The 16878-nt window shown below is 67.0% G+C and carries 11 protein-coding genes; 5 read left to right on the top strand and 6 right to left on the bottom strand.

Annotated elements, in window-relative coordinates; all coding sequences use genetic code 11:
• The first annotated feature begins 1 nt into the window (after position 1).
• Positions 2-532 carry a hypothetical protein gene (locus tag SSMG_RS42620; protein ID WP_158688090.1) on the top strand — a complete coding sequence of 177 codons (531 nt, stop codon included), beginning with the start codon at positions 2-4 and terminating at the stop codon, positions 530-532.
• A gap of 467 nt (positions 533-999) precedes the next feature.
• Here SSMG_RS42620 and SSMG_RS25750 read toward each other — a convergent pair whose 3' ends face one another.
• On the bottom strand, positions 1000-1530 hold the full coding sequence (locus SSMG_RS25750) for a hypothetical protein (protein WP_009080836.1): 531 nt from the start codon (positions 1528-1530) through the stop codon (positions 1000-1002).
• Between the two features lie 809 nt (positions 1531-2339).
• On the opposite strand from SSMG_RS25750, the gene SSMG_RS47185 reads away from it, so the two are divergent.
• The 3 genes from SSMG_RS47185 (at position 2340) to SSMG_RS45595 (ending at position 5062) form a co-directional block, all read left to right on the top strand.
• Entirely contained in the window at positions 2340-2903 is a 564-nt protein-coding gene (locus SSMG_RS47185) for a helix-turn-helix domain-containing protein (RefSeq protein WP_234392749.1), read from the top strand.
• A complete protein-coding gene (locus SSMG_RS47180; RefSeq protein WP_037714865.1) occupies positions 2858-3406 on the top strand; it encodes an integrase core domain-containing protein in 549 nt (182 codons plus the stop codon). The genes SSMG_RS47185 and SSMG_RS47180 overlap by 46 nt, the downstream gene beginning before the upstream one ends.
• Positions 3407-4084: 678 nt before the next feature.
• Positions 4085-5062 carry an MFS transporter gene (locus SSMG_RS45595; RefSeq protein WP_158688089.1) on the top strand — a complete coding sequence of 326 codons (978 nt, stop codon included), beginning with the start codon at positions 4085-4087 and terminating at the stop codon, positions 5060-5062.
• A 785-nt stretch (positions 5063-5847) separates the two neighbouring features.
• Here SSMG_RS45595 and SSMG_RS25735 read toward each other — a convergent pair.
• The 5 genes from SSMG_RS25735 to SSMG_RS25710 form a co-directional block, all read right to left on the bottom strand.
• Complete coding sequence (locus SSMG_RS25735; RefSeq protein ID WP_037714862.1) at positions 5848-9090, bottom strand: carboxyl transferase domain-containing protein; 3243 nt, start codon at positions 9088-9090, stop codon at positions 5848-5850.
• A gap of 88 nt (positions 9091-9178) precedes the next feature.
• A complete protein-coding gene (locus SSMG_RS25730) occupies positions 9179-9826 on the bottom strand; it encodes a TetR/AcrR family transcriptional regulator (RefSeq protein ID WP_009080832.1) in 648 nt (215 codons plus the stop codon).
• Positions 9827-9919: 93 nt separating this feature from the next.
• A complete protein-coding gene (locus SSMG_RS25725; RefSeq protein WP_009080831.1) occupies positions 9920-11263 on the bottom strand; it encodes an MFS transporter in 1344 nt (447 codons plus the stop codon).
• Positions 11260-12999, bottom strand: coding sequence for an AMP-binding protein (locus SSMG_RS25720; RefSeq protein WP_009080830.1), 1740 nt, complete (start codon positions 12997-12999; stop codon positions 11260-11262). Before SSMG_RS25720 ends, SSMG_RS25725 begins: the two co-directional genes overlap by 4 nt.
• A gap of 1312 nt (positions 13000-14311) precedes the next feature.
• A complete protein-coding gene (locus tag SSMG_RS25710; protein ID WP_158688088.1) occupies positions 14312-14800 on the bottom strand; it encodes a peptidase inhibitor family I36 protein in 489 nt (162 codons plus the stop codon).
• A gap of 214 nt (positions 14801-15014) precedes the next feature.
• On the opposite strand from SSMG_RS25710, the gene SSMG_RS45590 reads away from it, so the two are divergent.
• On the top strand, positions 15015-16871 hold the full coding sequence (locus tag SSMG_RS45590) for a hypothetical protein (protein WP_158688087.1): 1857 nt from the start codon (positions 15015-15017) through the stop codon (positions 16869-16871).
• The last annotated feature ends 7 nt before the right edge of the window (positions 16872-16878 follow it).

Below are 16878 nucleotides of genomic sequence, written 5' to 3'. Positions count from 1 at the left end.
CGTGCCGTCTTCGCTGTTGCTCGACTCTTGCATCGCGATCAACCTCGCGGCCACCGGACGCTCACGCGACATCGAGGAGGTGCTCGAGCTCAAGTACCTCATGGTGGTACCGGCCGCGAAGGAATGCGGCAGCATCGAACTCGCCGGCGACCTGCCGATCGTGCGGCGCGCGCACGGCGGAGGCGGGCAAGCCCTGGTGGCCGAGGTTCTCTGGCTGATCGAGGCGGAATACGACATGTACGTCGAACTGGCGGCGGACGTCGACGACGGCGAAGCAGCGACCGCCGCGACTGCGCACCATCGGTCCATTTCCGCCGCGACCGATGATCGGAAAGCCCGTCGCGTCATGAAGAGCTTAGGTCTGGCCGAGCCAGTCGGCACCCCGGACCTCCTCAGGGACTTCGAAGCTGCAGCCGGGCTTCCGCCCGAGGAAACAGGTGCGATGCTCAGAGATGTCCGGGACAGGGCTCGTTATGTTGCTCGCCGGAACGACCCCCTGCACGACTGGTGGGAAGACCGGCTTCAGCGCTGACGGCGCGAAGGCCTGCGACTGGCCCGGACCAGCTCCGCCTGCGGCCAGGGCCGATTCACTGGCATGGGCGTCGCTGTCTCGGCAGCTGTCTGGCGCGATCGCGCGTACTGGATGCTCCAAGAGGCCGAGGCCAAGACCCGGCTGTTCCGCACTCTCGGGAAACGCGGTCTGAGCTGATTTGGTACCGCATTTCCGACACGAGCAAAACTCTCGCGTGGTGCATTCTAGGAGGGTCGAGGCCTCGTCGGCCGCAGTTAGTCGGACGCGGCTTGCAGGAAATCGCTCAATCGGTCCGCCTTGTTGATCCAACCGCGTTTACTGGCCTGTTTCCGCGAAATGAGGACGATTCCCGCGCGTTCGAACGCGGCCGCCAATGCGTGCGGACGTCGCCGCGTGGACTGGGTGCAGCCGCTCGGCCAGCGCCCGCTGAATCCGTCCGGGCTCAGCAGGTGCGGAACTCGGTGCGTTCAGGCCAGCAGATCTCCGCGAAAGCACCCGTCCAACGGTCGCCGCGTGCCGGTCGACGGGCGCAGGGAGTCCGCTGCGGCGTGTTTTCCGGTCGGGGTCTGGATCATCGGGATGATGTGCGTCTCGTCCAGCAGGGAGGCACGCCTGGCGACGACGACGGGAAAGTTGTTCCGGCTTTCCGGCCGAGGAGCTCGAAGCCAGCCCGCGGCCGTCTTCCCTTTGCCGAGCCTGATGCCTTCGAAACTGGAGTAGATGACGACCTCGCAGCCGTCGATGATCCCCCGGTAGGTTACGTCCGCGGCATGTTTTCCTCCGGACGGGCGCAAGCGCAGTGCGCGTGCCCACTGGGCTGCCGTGGCCGGGGCTCCGGGCCCACAATCGACGGGCGGAAAGCCGATCACCTGACGGGAATTTCCTCGCTGCACTACGAGGGACTCGTAGTGCAGCGAGGGGTCGTTTTCCCTGGCGCGAGCGGTGATCGCACGTCGCAAGTTGGCGTCGCGTACTTCATGCAGCGGCTTGCGTCGCACCGGTACTCCTGGTTCGTTCCGTCGTCGTCAGGTTGACCAGGACATCTTGCCGTACCGGCCGATTACCCGATCGAGTTCCCCGGTTTGCAGGAGCGGGCCGGCCCGGGCGAAGTGTTCGGGAACGCTGGGGCCCGATCGGTGAGGCGTCTTCCGCCCTGGTCGACGAGACCGGCAACCTGATCATCGAACTGGAGGACCTGTGGCCTCCACCGCCGCGCCGCGCGACGACCGGTTCGCGGCCGTCACCGACAATCTGACGGTCGGCGGGTTCTCATTCATTTGTGCTGGGCAGCGTGGGTTGTGGGTTGTGTGCGTTTCAGTAGTCGTTGGATCTCGGTGGCTTGTGGTGCTTCGAGGCGTCGGTAGATGTCCTGGGCCGATGGACGGGAGACCCCCAACTCGTCGGTTCCACGGTGCGGTGAGCGTGGTAGGGGTCGGTGACAGCCCTTGCCAAGGCCACGTTGGCATGCCTGTTCCAAGGTCGAAGCGGCGAGGTTCCGGTGTGTGGAATCGTGAGATGGACTCACCTGCCGCCGCCCCGCGACCATCGTCGTCGGACGGAGGAGTACGAGCCTTGACGAACTCGGTCCGCCCGCTGGCGGCGGCCGAATCCGAGCTGTCCGCGACCGCGGCTGCTGAACCCATCACCCAGAACAAGGAGTCCTGAGGCGTGGCCAATCCATTCCGGCTCTCGAAGCCCGTTCAGTGCAAGCCGCTCGACGAATGGGGCTGTGGGGTTCCAGAAGTCTAATCATGCATTCTGACCAGCGGCAATTGCTCTTTCGGCGGGTAGGGCATGATCGCCGGGCATGTCGCTGCGTCTGCTCTACCTGATCTTCCTCCGGCTGCTGGGTCTGTTGGTGTTGTTCGGTCGCTCGTCGGCGTCCAAGAACATCGAGTTGCTGGTGCTGCGCCACGAGGTCGCCGTACTGCGCCGAAGCAACCCGAAACCTCGCCTGGACTGGGCCGACCGGGCTGTGTTCGCCGCGCTGGTCCGGCTGATGCCCACGACGCTGCGATCACACCGGCTGGTCGCCCCGGGAACGATCCTGCGCTGGCACCGTCGGCTGGTAGCCGCGAAGTGGACCTATCCACACCGGCGCGGGCGTCCGCCCGTCGACGAAGCGATCGCCGGGCTGATCGAGCGGATGGCCACAGAAAACCACAGCTGGGGCTACAAGAGAATTCAGGGCGAGTTGCTCAAGCTTGGCCACCGGGTCGGGGCCTCGACGATACGGCGGATCCTGAAGCGGGCGCGTATACCCCAGCGCCGGCCCGGCACACCGACACGTCCTGGCGGCAGTTCCTGCGCACGCAGGCCTCGACGATGCTGGCCTGTGACTGCTTCCACGTCGACTGCGCGTTCACCCTGAAGCGGATCTACGTGTTCTTCGTACTGGAGGTCGGCAGCCGCTACGTCCACGTCCTCGGCACGACCACGAACCCGGACGGTAGATGGACCACGCAGCAGATCCGCAACCTCGTGGTGGCGCTCGGCGATCGAGTTGACGAGTTCCGATTTCTCGTCCGTGACCGGGCTGGGCAGTTCGCGGCCTCGTTCGAAACCGTCCTGGCTGACGTAGGCATCGAGACGGTGCGGATTCCCGCGCGTTGCCCGCGGGCGAACGGCTACGCCGAGCGGTTTGTGCTCACGGCGAGAACCGAGCTCACCGACCGTATGTTGATCCTCAACGAGCGGCATCTGCAAGCCGTCCTCACCGAGTACGTCCGGCATTACAACGGTCGACGGCCGCACCGTTCCCGCAAGCTTCGCCCACCCCGGCCGACCCACCCCGTGGCAGATCTGAACTCTCAGCGGATCAAGCGACAGCGGCTCCTCGGAGGCATGATCAACGAGTACGAACCGGCCGCGTAAATCCGCTGGTCAGCGCCGGTGAGCGACTTCTGGAACCCCACAGCTTGAGTTCTTTGAGCTGCTGGACTGAGCGGTGTATGCGCGCCATGCCACAACGCCGGCTCCGGTCGCGACGAGGACGCCGAGGAGCGCGGCGACCGCGGAGACTGCGTCGGTCCATTTCACCGGATCGGCTGCTGCGAGTACGTGCACGGCTGAACGTCGATCGTCACGGCCCGATCGTTACAGCGTGCCCACGGAAGCTCCTCGCCGGCGGATGAAGCAGGGATGCACACGCATGATGAGTGAATCCACCTTCCCTTGAGACCCTGGTGGAGCGGCTCCTGGATGAGGTTTTCGACTCCTTGGCTGGGCTCAATGAGGATGAGTTCGTGGCTTTTGAAAGGTCTCAGTTGCCAGTCCCATGTCGTGCGCGGCGCGTCGCGAGGATTTGAGGCCGTCGAGTATCGGGTTGTCTGCTGATCATGAACATGCTGGCTTGGCGTAGCTAGTGCTTGAGCAGCGCATGAACCAGAAAAATGCACCAAAGCTCGCGTAGCACCTTCGCGTGGTGGCACGGAAGCAATCCGAAGGTGCCAGCTGCACCGCGCTGCGCGAATCGGGGTGCAAAGTGTCGTACCCAAGGGCGATCGCGATGGCGACAGTGGGTCCTCACGATCGAGCGACAAGGAAAATCAGATGACGGAGTTGCCGACCTCTCAGCGACGAGCGCGTCGTGCTGTCGCCGCAGGTGCAGTTGTAGTTGCCACGGTCATGATCCGAAGCACCGCTCGCCAGCGTGGCGAGTCGTTCGGTCTTCACGCCCCGTCGCGCAGGGAACGGGTTCGGCGCAAAACCGTCACCACGGTGGTGCCATATCTTGATCAGCGCGAAAAGAGTCGCTGGGTGGTTTTCCTTGCCTATGGGCTTCTGGCGGCCGCAAGCCAGGCGCTGTTCGTGAATTACGCGCCGGTCACCGGGGACGCCGCTCGGCACTTCGGCGTTTCCGTCAGCGAGATCGGTTGGCTGTCACAGGTTTTCCCGCTGGTTTACGTGGTTGTCGCCATCCCTGCGGGGATCGCGCTTGACCGGTTTCTCCGGCCTGCCCTGGTTTTCGGTGCGGTGCTGACTGCCGTCGGCGCGTTTGTGAGGCTGGTGGGCGACGATTTCAGGTGGGCGTTTGTCGGGCAGGTTGTCGCCGCGGTGGGACAGCCGTTCGTTCTCAACGCGATACCCCCCCCGTCGATCCGTATCCGGGAACCGCTGCCCGCATGCTGCACGCTGTTCATGGACTCCGTACGCTGCCGCCGGGCCTTCATCCGCCGACCGCGCTGCCGGCGGTGTAAGGTACGGAGACCGTCGATCCTGTTGCCCGGGAACAGAAACCAGATCAGCCTGCTCTCAGCACTTCGAGCAGGTGTCCTGGCGCAGCGGTGCCCCGCAGCCCTGCTTGCCGCGATGACCCTGTGCGTGCCGAAAACCACGTCCATGGTCAAGCGACCTGTCTGTACTCATGGAAGACTCCGCCGAGGCGGTCATGTCGGCGTATCACGAGGCGTTCGATCCGCTCGGGTCCCAGTGCCTGGGGTCGGGCTCGCATGCGTGCCGCGGCAGCCAGCGATCGGTGGGTTCGATGCAGATTGCAGTGCTGCTCGTACTCACGAAGCGCATGCCTGAGGTGAGTCTCGTTCCAGATCAACGTGCGGTCCAGCAATTCGGCCCGCAGCCGGTGTTCGAGCCATCCTGGCCGCGAAGACCGCAGAGGAACTCGTGGAGCTCTACCGTGACGAGGACGTCGACGTTCGTCGGCTTTACCGCGAGCTGTCCCGGGCCCGAGCCAGGGGCGCCATCAATGACCAGCGCACCGAGAAGGGCCTCACGGCGCTTGGAGTGGCTGTGTGGGGGCCGCACGGGGCGGCGCACGGCGCAATGGCTCTGGCCCATGCCGACGACGCGCTTCCGTGCCGACCCGGTCCGAGAGTGGGTCGCACTGCTCAAAACCGCGGCAGCCCAGGTCGAGGATGAGCTTGTGACGAAGGAATGAATGCCAGGAAGCCCGGGAGCGCTCCGTGTTCCGGTTCGCGGCCAGGGCGATGGCGCTCGACAGCGCTTACGCCACCCGTAGGACAAGGGAGCCGGTCCAGGTGCTGTCCTTCGTCGCGGAGCCTTGTTCCGGCAGCGCGGAAGAAGCTGCTCGGGAGTTCGATCTCGAGTGGGACAGCTTGGTCGCGGCCGCCCGCGCGTGTGCTGACCTGGGCCGTGCTGTCCTGGCGGTCGCGGTGTCCTGTGTCTGGACGGTTATATCTGCGACGATCGTGTGCTGGCCGGGCGACCAGGAGCTGTACTCATCGCACTTTGGGTCCGCGTCACCTTCGTCTCCCAGAGGTCTGCCGCGTTCGGGTCGTCTGGGTTGGCCAGGCCCGGCCGCATGGTGTCGTTATCGCCGCGGCACGGGCCGTCGTTCACGGTCGGGTGCCGAAGGAGGGCCTGCCGAGTTTGTCGGGCAAGAGCCGGTAGGCGTCGTGAATCCAGTCGCAGAGCAGCGGGCGGCTGTCGCGCGGGTCGATGATGTCCTGTACTCCGAATCGTTCGGCGGTCCGGAAAGGCGATGACAGCGCGGCGAGCTCGTCGGAGATGCGGGCCAATTCGGCCGCGGGGTCGTCCGCCTGCTCAATCTGCGCGCGGAATGCGGCCTCGATGCCGCCTCGGGACGGCAGCGATCCCCATGTTCCGGACGGCCAGGCCCAGCTTCGGCTCGCCCGGTGCCGGTTGATGATTCCCGCGCCGCCGACACCGAACACGCGGCGGACGATCAGTTCGGCCTGCGGGACTCGCGCTTGGTAGACGGCGGTGATCGCCCGCGCGCCGTGGCGGATCGTCGCGGCTTTTTCGGCCGCGGCGCCGATCGTCATCCCGGCTTGGTCTGTCAGGCTGACGAGCGGCAGGTGGAAAGTCTCGCACAGGTCGACCAAGCGGGTGACGGCGAGGGCTCCTTCGGCCGACATGGTCGCTCCGAGGGTCGGGTCCGCGGCGATCACGCCGACTGGATGTCCGTCGAGCCGGGCCAACGCGGTCAGGGTGCCGTCGCCGTATTCGGCGTACCGGAACACTGAGCCGGCGTCGAAGACCGCGTTCAGGAGTGCGGTCGCGTCGTAGGCGCGGCGAGGATTGCGCGGGACGGCGCCGAGCAGGCTTTCGTCGCGGCGATCTGTCGGGTCGTGCGACGCGGTCACCGGCGGCAGTTCGTACACGCTGGAGGGCAGATAGGAGAGGAAACGGCGAATGACGTCGAAGGCGGCTTGTTCGTCCGGGACGATCCGCTCGACGGCGCCGTTGCGGCGGTGGATGCCTGCTCCGCCGAGTTCCTCTTTGGTCAGGCGCTCGCCGGTGCCGCCGGCCACGATCGGGGGGCCGGCGGTGAACATCTGGCCGATCCCGTCGACCAGGATCGACAGGTGGGACATGACCATCCGGGCGGCGCCGAGGCCGACCGTGGGGCCGAGGCCGGCGGCGACAACGGGTACGACGGACAGGTTGTCCACGACGGCGTCCCAGCCGGGATTCACCGGCACGTACGTGTACCCGGCCTCGCTGATCATCTTGACCGAGCCTCCGCCGCTCGCTCCGTCGAGCAAGCGGACGACGGGCAGTCGCATCTCGTTCGCGTATCGCTCGGCGAAGATCTGCTTGTCGTGGATCGCGGCGTCCCCGGAACCCGCGCGCAAGGTGAAGTCGTCGACGCCCAGAACTGCTTTGCGGCCATCGATTTTCGCCGTTCCCGCGACGAAGTTCGCCGGCGTGAACTCGGGCGCGGAGCTGTGGTCGTCGCGAGCGGTGAAGCCCGCCAGCGCCCCGATCTCCGCGAAGGATCCCGGATCGGCCAGCGCCTCGATGCGTTGCCGTGCGTCCAGCTTGCCGTTCGCGTGCTGGCGCGCCACCTTGGCCGGGCCTCCCATGTTCAGCGCGGATCGGCGGCGTCGCTCGATTTCTGCGACCTCGGCCGCCCAATCCCCGTCGCTGCCCACATCGACCGGAGGTGCCTCCGCGGAGCCGGCGTCGGCCGGTGCCCCGTACGCGAGAACGGTGCCGGCTTCGACGACGTCTCCGGCGTGCGCCGTGACGGTTTCGATGCGCATTCCGGCGGTGGCGCGGACAACGACCTCCATCTTCATCGCCTCGATGACGGCGATCGGACTGTCTTCTCCGACCGCGTCTCCGGCGGCGACGTCCAAGCTCAGCACGACGCCGGGCATCGGCGCGACCACGGCAACTGAATCCGGCGGCACCTCGACGCCGCCGCCCTGTTCGTGCCCGGCGTCTTCCTCGACGGCGAGACGTGGCCGGGTGTGGCCGAGCAGTTGCTCGAGGTGGCTTGCGATGAATCCGGTGTCCCACGGCCCGGACCGGAAGGGCTTCGACGACACGATGCCGTGCAGCAGATCGGCGTTCGTCGCCACCCCGTCGACTGCCAGTCCTTCGAGCGCCGCCGTTACCCGTGCGCAGGTGTGCGGCAGGTCGTCGGCGTGCGCGATCACCTTGGCCAGCAACGAGTCGTAGCGTGGGCTGGTCCGATAGCCGGCATAGCCGTACGTGTCGACCCGCACGCCGGGCCCGGACGGCATCTCGAAGCGCCGCAGGACCCCTGCGCTGGGCGCCGGCGAGCCGTTGTGGTCCAGCGTCTCGGTGTTGATCCGGACCTGGATCGCCAGCCCGCGAGGGCTCGGCGCGCTGGTCAGGCCGAGGTCGGCGAGGGTCGCGCCGCCCGCGACGGCGAGTTGCGCGGCGACGAGATCGACCCCGGTGACCTCCTCGGTGACGGTGTGTTCGACCTGCACGCGAGGGTTGGCCTCCATGAACCAGAAGGCGTTCTCCTCGATCAGGAACTCGAAAGTTCCCAGCCCGGCGTAGGAAACCCGGGCGGCAAGCCGCAGCGCGGCCGCGGTGACCGCTTCCCGCAGCGGCTCGCTCAGCCAGGGGCTGGGTGCCACCTCGACCAGCTTCTGATGGCGACGTTGAATGCTGCAGTCTCGTTCGCCGAGCGCGACGACTTCGCCGGTGCCGTCCCCGAGGATCTGCACCTCGATGTGCTGCGGGCGAGTCAGCAGCTTCTCCACGTACACCGCGCCGTCGCCGAAGGACTTGAGCGCTTCCCCGCTCGCTTCCGCGTACGCCTCCGCGGTGGCAGCCGGGTCGGTGACCGCGCGCATTCCGCGACCGCCGCCTCCCGCGAGCGCTTTGATCATCATGCTGCCGTGGTGCGCGGCGAAGGCTTCGGCTTCGGCGAGCGAGGTCGCCTCACCGGTGCCGGGCAAGACCGGCACCTCGCAACTGATCGCGTACGCGCGGGCGCGGGCCTTGTCGCCGAAGAGGTCCAGCACCTCCGGCGCGGGACCGACGAACTGGATTCCGGCCGCTGCGCACTTACGCGCGAACCCCGCGTTCTCGCTGAGGAATCCGTAGCCCGGATGGATCGCCCGGGCACCGGTCTCCCGCGCAGCGCGCACGATCGCCTCGGCGTCCAGATACGCCGCGGTGCCCACGCCGGGAATCCGCACCGCCTCGTCCGCGCAACGGACGTGCAACGACTCGGCGTCGTCGGCCGGGTAGACCGCGATCGCCCGCCCGCCGCTCTCGTGCACTGCCCGCGTGACTCGGACAGCGATTTCGCCGCGGTTGGCGATGAGGACCGGACTCGATTCCGACATGGTCGTGGACTCCTTCGGCGACAAGACGTCAGTGCGGCGGCGGACAGCCGCGGGCGCTGCCGCCTGCGGTGGGGCGCGGCGGCCGCCGTTACGACGAAGCGTCCGCTCGCGGTTGGGAAATGCTGCGCATGAGCTGCTCGGTCAGGCCGCGCACGACCTGTTCCTGGCTGAGTTCTCCGCCGGAGCGGAACCACACCGCCGGCGATTGCGCGGCGCGAATGAGGGTGAACGTGGTCAGCCGGATGTCGGCGTCGACGAAGGACCCGTCCGCGATGCCTTCGGCCAGCAGGTCCGCGAGCAGGCGTTCGTAGCGCCGCTCGACTTCGCGGACCTGCGCCGCGTGTTCCGCGTCGAGGCCGAGATTGGTCGTGAGGAGAATGACGTGCCGGGCGAACTCGTCGAAGTTGGTCGCGGCGAGGCTGGCCAGCGCGGCCTCCATCCGTTCGGCCGCCGGGGCCGGACGGGCGGCGATCTCCTCGAGCTTGTCCAGTTCCGTCCCGGACGCCGCGATCCGCGTGGCGACGATCAGTTCCTGCTTGCTGCGGAACTGGTAGTAGAGAATCCCTTTGCTGACCCCCATTTCTTTCGCGATGTCGGTCATCGTGGCGGATTCGTACCCCTTGCGGGCGAAGACTCGCGCCGCGGCGGCCAGGATGTCGCGGCGTTGGCTTGCTCGTTGCTCGGGATCGCGGACGACGCTGCCCCGCAAGCCGATCTCCACCGTCTCGTCGCTCATGTTCTCGGCAACCTTCCCCTTGGTTTATACCAGTCAGTATAAACCAAGGGGAGTCTGGTTTCGCGTACATGATCAGTCAACGGCTCTCGGCGGTCAGCAGATCGACGCGTCGTCGGCAGAGCGCGACGACGGTGCGTCGGCGCCGGTCGCCGAGCCGGGGGAGAAGGTTTCCGGGAGCACCCAGGCAGAGGCCAGCGTCACCAGCGCCATGGCCAGCAGGAAGGCCGATACCGAAGCCGACGTGCCGGTCGCCTCCAGCAGGGCGGTCATGAGGAACGGCGTCGATCCGCTGACCAGGATCGCGGCGGTCTGATACGCCAGGGTGGCACCGGAGAATCGCAGCCGAGGAGGGAAGAGCTCCGCGATGTAGGCGGCGGCCGGGCCGAAGGTGACCCCGGCGGCGGAGAACCCGGCCACCGACGCGACGCCGACCAGGACGATCGACCCGGTGTTGACCAGCCAGAAGAACGGGAACGTCCACAAGGCGACGGCGACCGATCCGGCGATGATCACCCGGCGCCGGCCGAACCGGTCGGACAGCGCCCCGCTGACGTACACCGTGCCGATCATGGCCATCGCCGCGATCAACGCGGTGGTCAGCAGATCGCTCTTGCTCAGGCCGAGGTGATTGACGCCGTAGGAGAGCACTCCGGTCATGATCACGTACGACATCGCGTTGCACGCGAACAGCAGGCCGGACGCGATCAGGACCAGCCGCGGGTGCGTGCGCAGGAGTTCGCGGATCGGCGCGGCTTCCACCTTTTCCTTCTCCGCGGCCTGCGTCTTGAGCCGGCGGAACTCCGGGCTGTCCTCGATCCGGAAATGGATGAACAGCACGACGGGGACCAGGAGAACGCTGGCCAGGAACGGAACGCGCCATCCCCAGGCGAAGAACTGCTCGGAGGTGGTCGCGGTGCTCACGAAAATGAAGGCCAGGCTGCCGAGGACGAAACCGAGCGGTGCGCCCATCTGCCCGAAGGTTCCCGCGCGCCCGCGGTGCCGGGGCCCGGCGCTTTCGGTCAGCAACAGGACCGCGCCGCCCCACTGGCCGCCGACCGCGATTCCCTGGGCAAACCGCAGCACGACCAAGAGAATCGGCGCCGCGACGCCGATCGTCGCGGCGGTCGGGAGCAGGCCGATGAGAATGGTGGCAGCGGCCATGGCGATCAGGCTGATCAGCAGGACCGGCTTCCGGCCGATGCGGTCTCCGAGGGAGCCGAGGACGACGCCGCCGAGCGGCCGTGCGATGAACCCCGCCCAGAAGGTGGCGAATGACATCAGGATCCCGGCGGCGCCGGACGCGGACGGAAAGAACAGTTTGCCCAGCACTAACGCGGCGGCGGTTCCGTAAATGAAGAAGTCGTGCCATTCGAGAGCGCTGCTGAGCAGGCCCGCGACCATCAGTTTGCGCGGCATGGCCGTGGAAGAGGTCGTCATGGATTTCTCGTTTCGCCGATGTTTCCTGGGGAAGCGACCTGCTCGAGCACATGGTCGCGCACTTTGAAACGCTGGATCTTGCCGGTCGGAGTGGTCGGGAGCGTCGGGACGACGAGAATGTGCTGAGGACACATGAACGCCGGAATGGTTTCGCGCGCCCAGCGAAGGATTTCGTCGGCGTCGAGCCGATCGCCTTGCACGCAGACGGCGATGTCGTGTTCGGAGCCGTCCGCGCTCGGAACAGGCACGGCCGCCGCCAACGTGACGCCGGGGTATTCGGAGACCAGTTCCTCGAGATGCTGGGCGGAGATGTTCTCGCCGCGGCGACGGATCCGGTCGCCCATCCGGTCGAGGAAGAACCACATTCCGTCCTCTCGTCTCCAGACCGCGTCGCCGGTGTGGAACCACAGGTTCCGCCAGGCGTGCACGGTGTGTTCGGGCTTGCCGAGGTAGCCGTCCGCCAGGACGGAGGGTGCTTTCGGCCGCAACACCAGCTCGCCGGGAGTGCCGGGCGGACACGGATTGTCCGCCGGGTCGTGCACCGCGGCCTCGAAAAACGGGCTGGGGCCGCCCATCGGCCCGCGCGCGTCCAAATCCGGACCCGCGATGACCGGGATCCCGGCCTCGCGCATGCGGCTTTCGAGCTGGTCGTGGCGCAAACCGCGGTAGTGGTCCGGCGGAGTTCCCTCGCCCGGTTCGCATTCTTTGACCAGGCCGAACATCGCCACGCCGGCCTCGGTCTGCCCGAATCCCGTGGTGGCGTAGTCGAATCCGAATCGCTGGGCAACGGCGAGGTGGTCGTGCGGCAGAGGCTGCATGTGCACTTTGTTGAGAGTGTTCTTCCGGTCGTCCGGCCCTGGCGGCGCGCTCATCAGCCACGGCACCATCACCCCCATCAGCGTGGCGCTCGTGGCGCCGGACGCGGCGATCCGGTCCCAGAACGAGGACGAGCTGAATTTGCGCCACATCGCGACCGACGCCCCGGCCCACGCGGCCCGGGTGACGTTGAAGATCCCCGCGCCGACGTGGAACATCGGCAGGTCGCTGTAGACGACGTCGTCAGCGGTCGTCAGCTGCCGCACCGGCCAGGTGTACTGATTCATCCACCGATGACTCTGCACCACCCCTTTCGAGTGGCCGGTCGTTCCCGAGGTGTAGATGACGTTCGCGGTGTCGCTGTACCGCATCTCGACCGCCGGCGCGTCGGCCGGCCCGAGGAAGCGCGCGCCGTCGAGAAGTTCGAAGGGCACCGCGGGAGCGGCTGCATCGGTTTCGCCGAGCGAGCACAGAACTGCTTCTGTTCCGGACGGCAGGGCGGAGCCGGCCTCCGCCACTCGCCGGACCAGGGCCGCATCGGTCACCAGCAGGCGCGGTGCCGTGTCGTCGATCTGGTAGCTGAGCAAGCTCCCGGTGTATGCGGGGTTGATCGGACAGTAGACGGCACCCGCCTTCCAGATGCCGAACATCCACAAGGCGGTCGCGACCGGGTCCGCGAGCAGCACGCTGACGCGTTCCCCCTTGCCGACGCCGTGCGCGGCAAGGTTCCCCGCGATCGCGCCGGTCGCGTCGGCGAATTCCCGGTAACTCCACTCCCGGCCGCTGTCGCCGTCGAGCAGGAAGCGCTTGGCTCCGTTCGCGGCGGCCCATCGGTCGAGAGCCTCGGTGACCAGTTCCGGGTCCCGAGTCAGCAGATCGACGGCCTCGTGCCGGCGAGCCTGCCCATGCGTGGCGGACACCCAGTCGCCTCCTCGAATTAGACCAACAAGTTTATTCCCGTGAGTATGAAGCACGCCGAGGGTCGTGTCCAGGGTTTGCAGGGCGGTCCCGAGGGGGGAGGAGTGCCGGAAGCAGTCACTAGGTCGGCGCGACCTGGCGCAGGCGAAGTTGCTGGAACAGATGGAGCAGGACGACCTGTGACGTGGAACGCCGGGGTTCTGGTGCGGGTGGAGGACGATGCGGCACTTCTAACCGACCGAAAGGACGCGGTGCGCAGCTAGTACCCCGCTGACGATCCGGCGGCGGTCCAGCACCCGGCGGACGTTGTCGAGGCCAGCTTTGCTTGTATCCGTACGGCGCGACCGCCGATACTGGAGCGAGGTTGCGGACGGGGCGTCACCCCTCTCCTCGATCGCGGAAGAAGAGCGCACCGCTACCAGCCCGCCGACGGCGCTTGCGAATCGCCGCCCTTATCAGAGCTGGCAGCGAGGAGTCGGCGGAACCGACTGTCGACGTAGTGACTCCGGGCCGCATCCGAAACTAAGATCGGGGATGAGGCCTCGCCTGGCGATTGCGAGGCCTCCCTAGCGAAAATCCTCACGGAGCTCGACGAAAGGCATGACTCCGATCAGCCCGCCTCATGCAGCTACGGTGTACCGATTCCAGGGGGCCGCCCCCCGCCCTCTTGACGTACCCATCGCGATGGCTGGAGTCATCCACTGTGGACAGATCAATTCCTTTGGTTTCGGTGATTTCCACAAAGCGCCGTGGCGACGACGCCGCGCGACATTTACCGCACGGTCGGCCTCGATGAGTGGCTGGGGCACGAGGACCGCATCGTCGACGGGGCCGGATGACTGTGGCTGCGTGCCGCCCCGATCACACAATTTCAAAACCGGCCAGGCCGTCAGTGCGATCGCAGCTGTTCGAATACCTTAAGGACGTGCGTGGCTAGTTGGTGGGTCGCGGGCATCAAGGCGACCCGCGGCGACAGAGCCATGCCGACGGGCGTCTCCGGTGCCTGGGGCCGGTGCTCGGTGCGCGTCTCGTCGCCGCGGGAGTTGCGGGAGGGTGCCGTTTCGATCGAAGGATACTGCTGCCGCAGCATGTTGCGAGGTCGAGCGAACACGGCGTGGCTGTTCGCCGCTGGGACGGATGTCGTAGTCACAGCCGTGTCGTGATCGGGTTTCGCGATCGGTCGTCGCCGTGCCTGCGTGGAACTGACCGCTGCGAAGAGGCTTAAACCGGAAAGGCCGTCTCGTAGGACTGAGGGCACTGAGCTGGCCGACCGCATCAGCGGACGGCCAGCTCGCAATGACAAACGCGCTGCGGTTACGGCGTGAGCGTCACCTTGTCGATCATGTTGTCGATGGAGCCGAGGTGCGCCTTGGCGCAGTAGGCGCGGCATTCGTCGATCCCGACGAAGTATCCGCCGGTGGCGTCGTACCTGGCGAAGTTGGCCTTCGCGCCGCCGGTCTGGTTGTTGATGTACGACGATGTCTGGTGCGCCCACTTCACGCCGTTGGGCATGTAGTACGCGGCGAGGTTGTAGCCGCCGTAGGCGACGAAAGGCTTGGAAAATCCGGTGAAATTGGGTTCGGAATAGATGCACACCGCACCTCGTCGGCAACTGGCGGCGGGGGACGCCGCGCCGATCCGCGGGGCCGCGATGAACCTCGTTCCGTCCGGGAACTCGACGGAACTGGCGTCCCTCTGATGCGCGGTGGGATTTGCCGCAAGCACAGCGTTCACCTGGGCGGCCTCAGTGGCGGCCGATTGCGCGAACGCGGCACCGGAGAAGCCCACCAGCCCTGCTGCCACTGCCAGCAGACAGCCGATCAATTGACGTGTTCGTGACATCGTTGCTCCTGTCTTTCCGTTTCGGGCGACCGCGGGTTCAGCGGTGCCCGCCTTGCGTGCCTTCGGTGGCGTTACCCGGCTCAGGTTTAGCCCGGCGGGGTTGTTCTGTGTCGGCGCCTGGACTCCGAACAACGTCTTCTGAACAATGGCCGACGGGGTGGGAGGGGGAAGGCGCATGCCGAGGCGGGAGCGTCCGCTCGATCCGGACGACGACGCGTTATCGCGGTTCGCGCACGGTTTACGTGATCTGCGGCGGAAGGCCGGCAGTCCGACGTACCGGGAGCTGGCGCGCTGCGCGCACTATGCTGCTGGCACGTTGTCTGACGCTGCGGGCGGGCGCAAGCTTCCCACGCTCGCGGTAACGCTTGCCTATGTCAGGGCTTGCGGCGGAGATGTCGGCGACTGGGAGAAGTATTGGCATGCCCTTGCTGCGGAACTGGCCGCCGAGAACGCGGCTCCCGACTTTCAGGCATCGGCGGAACGTGCACCTTATGTCGGCCTGGGCCCATTCGAGCTTCCCGACGCAGACCGCTTCTTCGGCCGGGAACGAGTACTCGACGAACTGGACGGCAACCTGGCTCGCCATCGTTTTCTCGCGGTGTTCGGGCCGTCCGGGGCGGGTAAGTCGTCACTGTTGCGGGCCGGCCTGGCGGCTCGGCGGGCCGAGTCGACCGTGGTTTTGTTCACCCCGGGGGCGGATCCGTTCGAAGAATGCGCTCTCCAGCTCGCTCCACTGCTCGGGGCTACCGCAGCGCACGTGTGTGCTGAGCTGCGGTCGGCACCGGGGACGCTGCGGCTTCTTCTTCGCCAAGCGGGGCAGGGCCGCACGACAGTGGTGGTCGATCAGTTTGAAGAACTGTTCACCTTGTGCGGTGATCTGGCTGTTCGCGCTGCTTTTATCGACGCCCTGATCGAGGCGGACACGGCCGACATCGTGCTCGGTGCCCGCGCGGATTTCTACTCGCGATGCGCTGAACACCGTGGTCTTGCCGATGCCGTCTCCGGAGCCCAGATGCTGCTCGGGCCGATGACTGCCACCGAGCTGCGGGAGGCCATCGTCAAGCCCGCGACTCGCGCTGGACTCACCGTCGAAGGCACCCTGGTGGCTGAACTGGTGGCCGAGGCGCATGAGAAGCCCGGCGTCCTTCCGCTGCTCTCCCACGCGCTGTTGAAGACTTGGCGGCGGAGGCGCGGGACTACGCTCACTCTTTCGGGGTACCACGCAGCGGGCGGCATCCGGGCTGCGCTGGCCAGGACCGCAGAAGCCCAGTACTCGGCATTCGATGAGGACGAACGGGCCGTCGCTGCGCAATTGTTCCTGCGCCTCGTCGACGTGGGGGAGAACAGCGGCGCCACGAAACGTCGGGTCAACCGCGGCGAGCTGGACTTGGACGATCGCGGCGAGGGCGTTCTCGAACGGCTGGCCGTGGCCCGGCTGGTCTCGGTTGGCTCCAATTCCGTCGAGTTGGCCCACGAGGCGTTGATAGAAGCGTGGCCCCGGCTCGGCGAGTGGCTGGCGAAGAATCGCGCGGGCTTGCGGATCCACCGGCAGCTCACCGACGCCGCCGCGGCGTGGGAAGAAACGAATCGCGAACCTGACCTGCTGGCGAGGGGTACGCGGCTGGCCGTCGTCCGGGAGTGGGCGGAGACCGGCGAAGACGTCATGACAGTCCGCGAACGGGAGTTCTTGCGCGCCAGCATCGAGGCAGAGGATGCGGCGCAGCGGCGGACGGAGCGTCACGCCCGGCAGTTGCGCTGGCTCTCGGCAGGCCTGGCGGTGCTGCTGGCCGGTGCGGTGGCGCTTGCGGGCGCGGCTTTGCTGAGCCGGCAGACCGCGACCGAGCAGCGGCAGATCGCGCAGTCGCGCCAATTCGCCGCACAGGCGGACTCGGCGGCCGAGCACGATCCGGCGAAGGCAGCGCAGCTCAGTTTGGCCGCGATCGATGCCAGTTCCACGTTCGAGGCACGCGCAGCCTGCTCAGCACGGCTGGGCGGCCCTCGGCGCACGGCTGAACCGCCCCGGGTTCGGTAGAGACTCG

The sequence above is a fragment of the Streptomyces sp. AA4 genome, from assembly GCF_000158875.1.
Classification (GTDB): domain Bacteria; phylum Actinomycetota; class Actinomycetes; order Mycobacteriales; family Pseudonocardiaceae; genus Amycolatopsis.
This window is presented reverse-complemented; position numbering and strand designations above follow the sequence as displayed.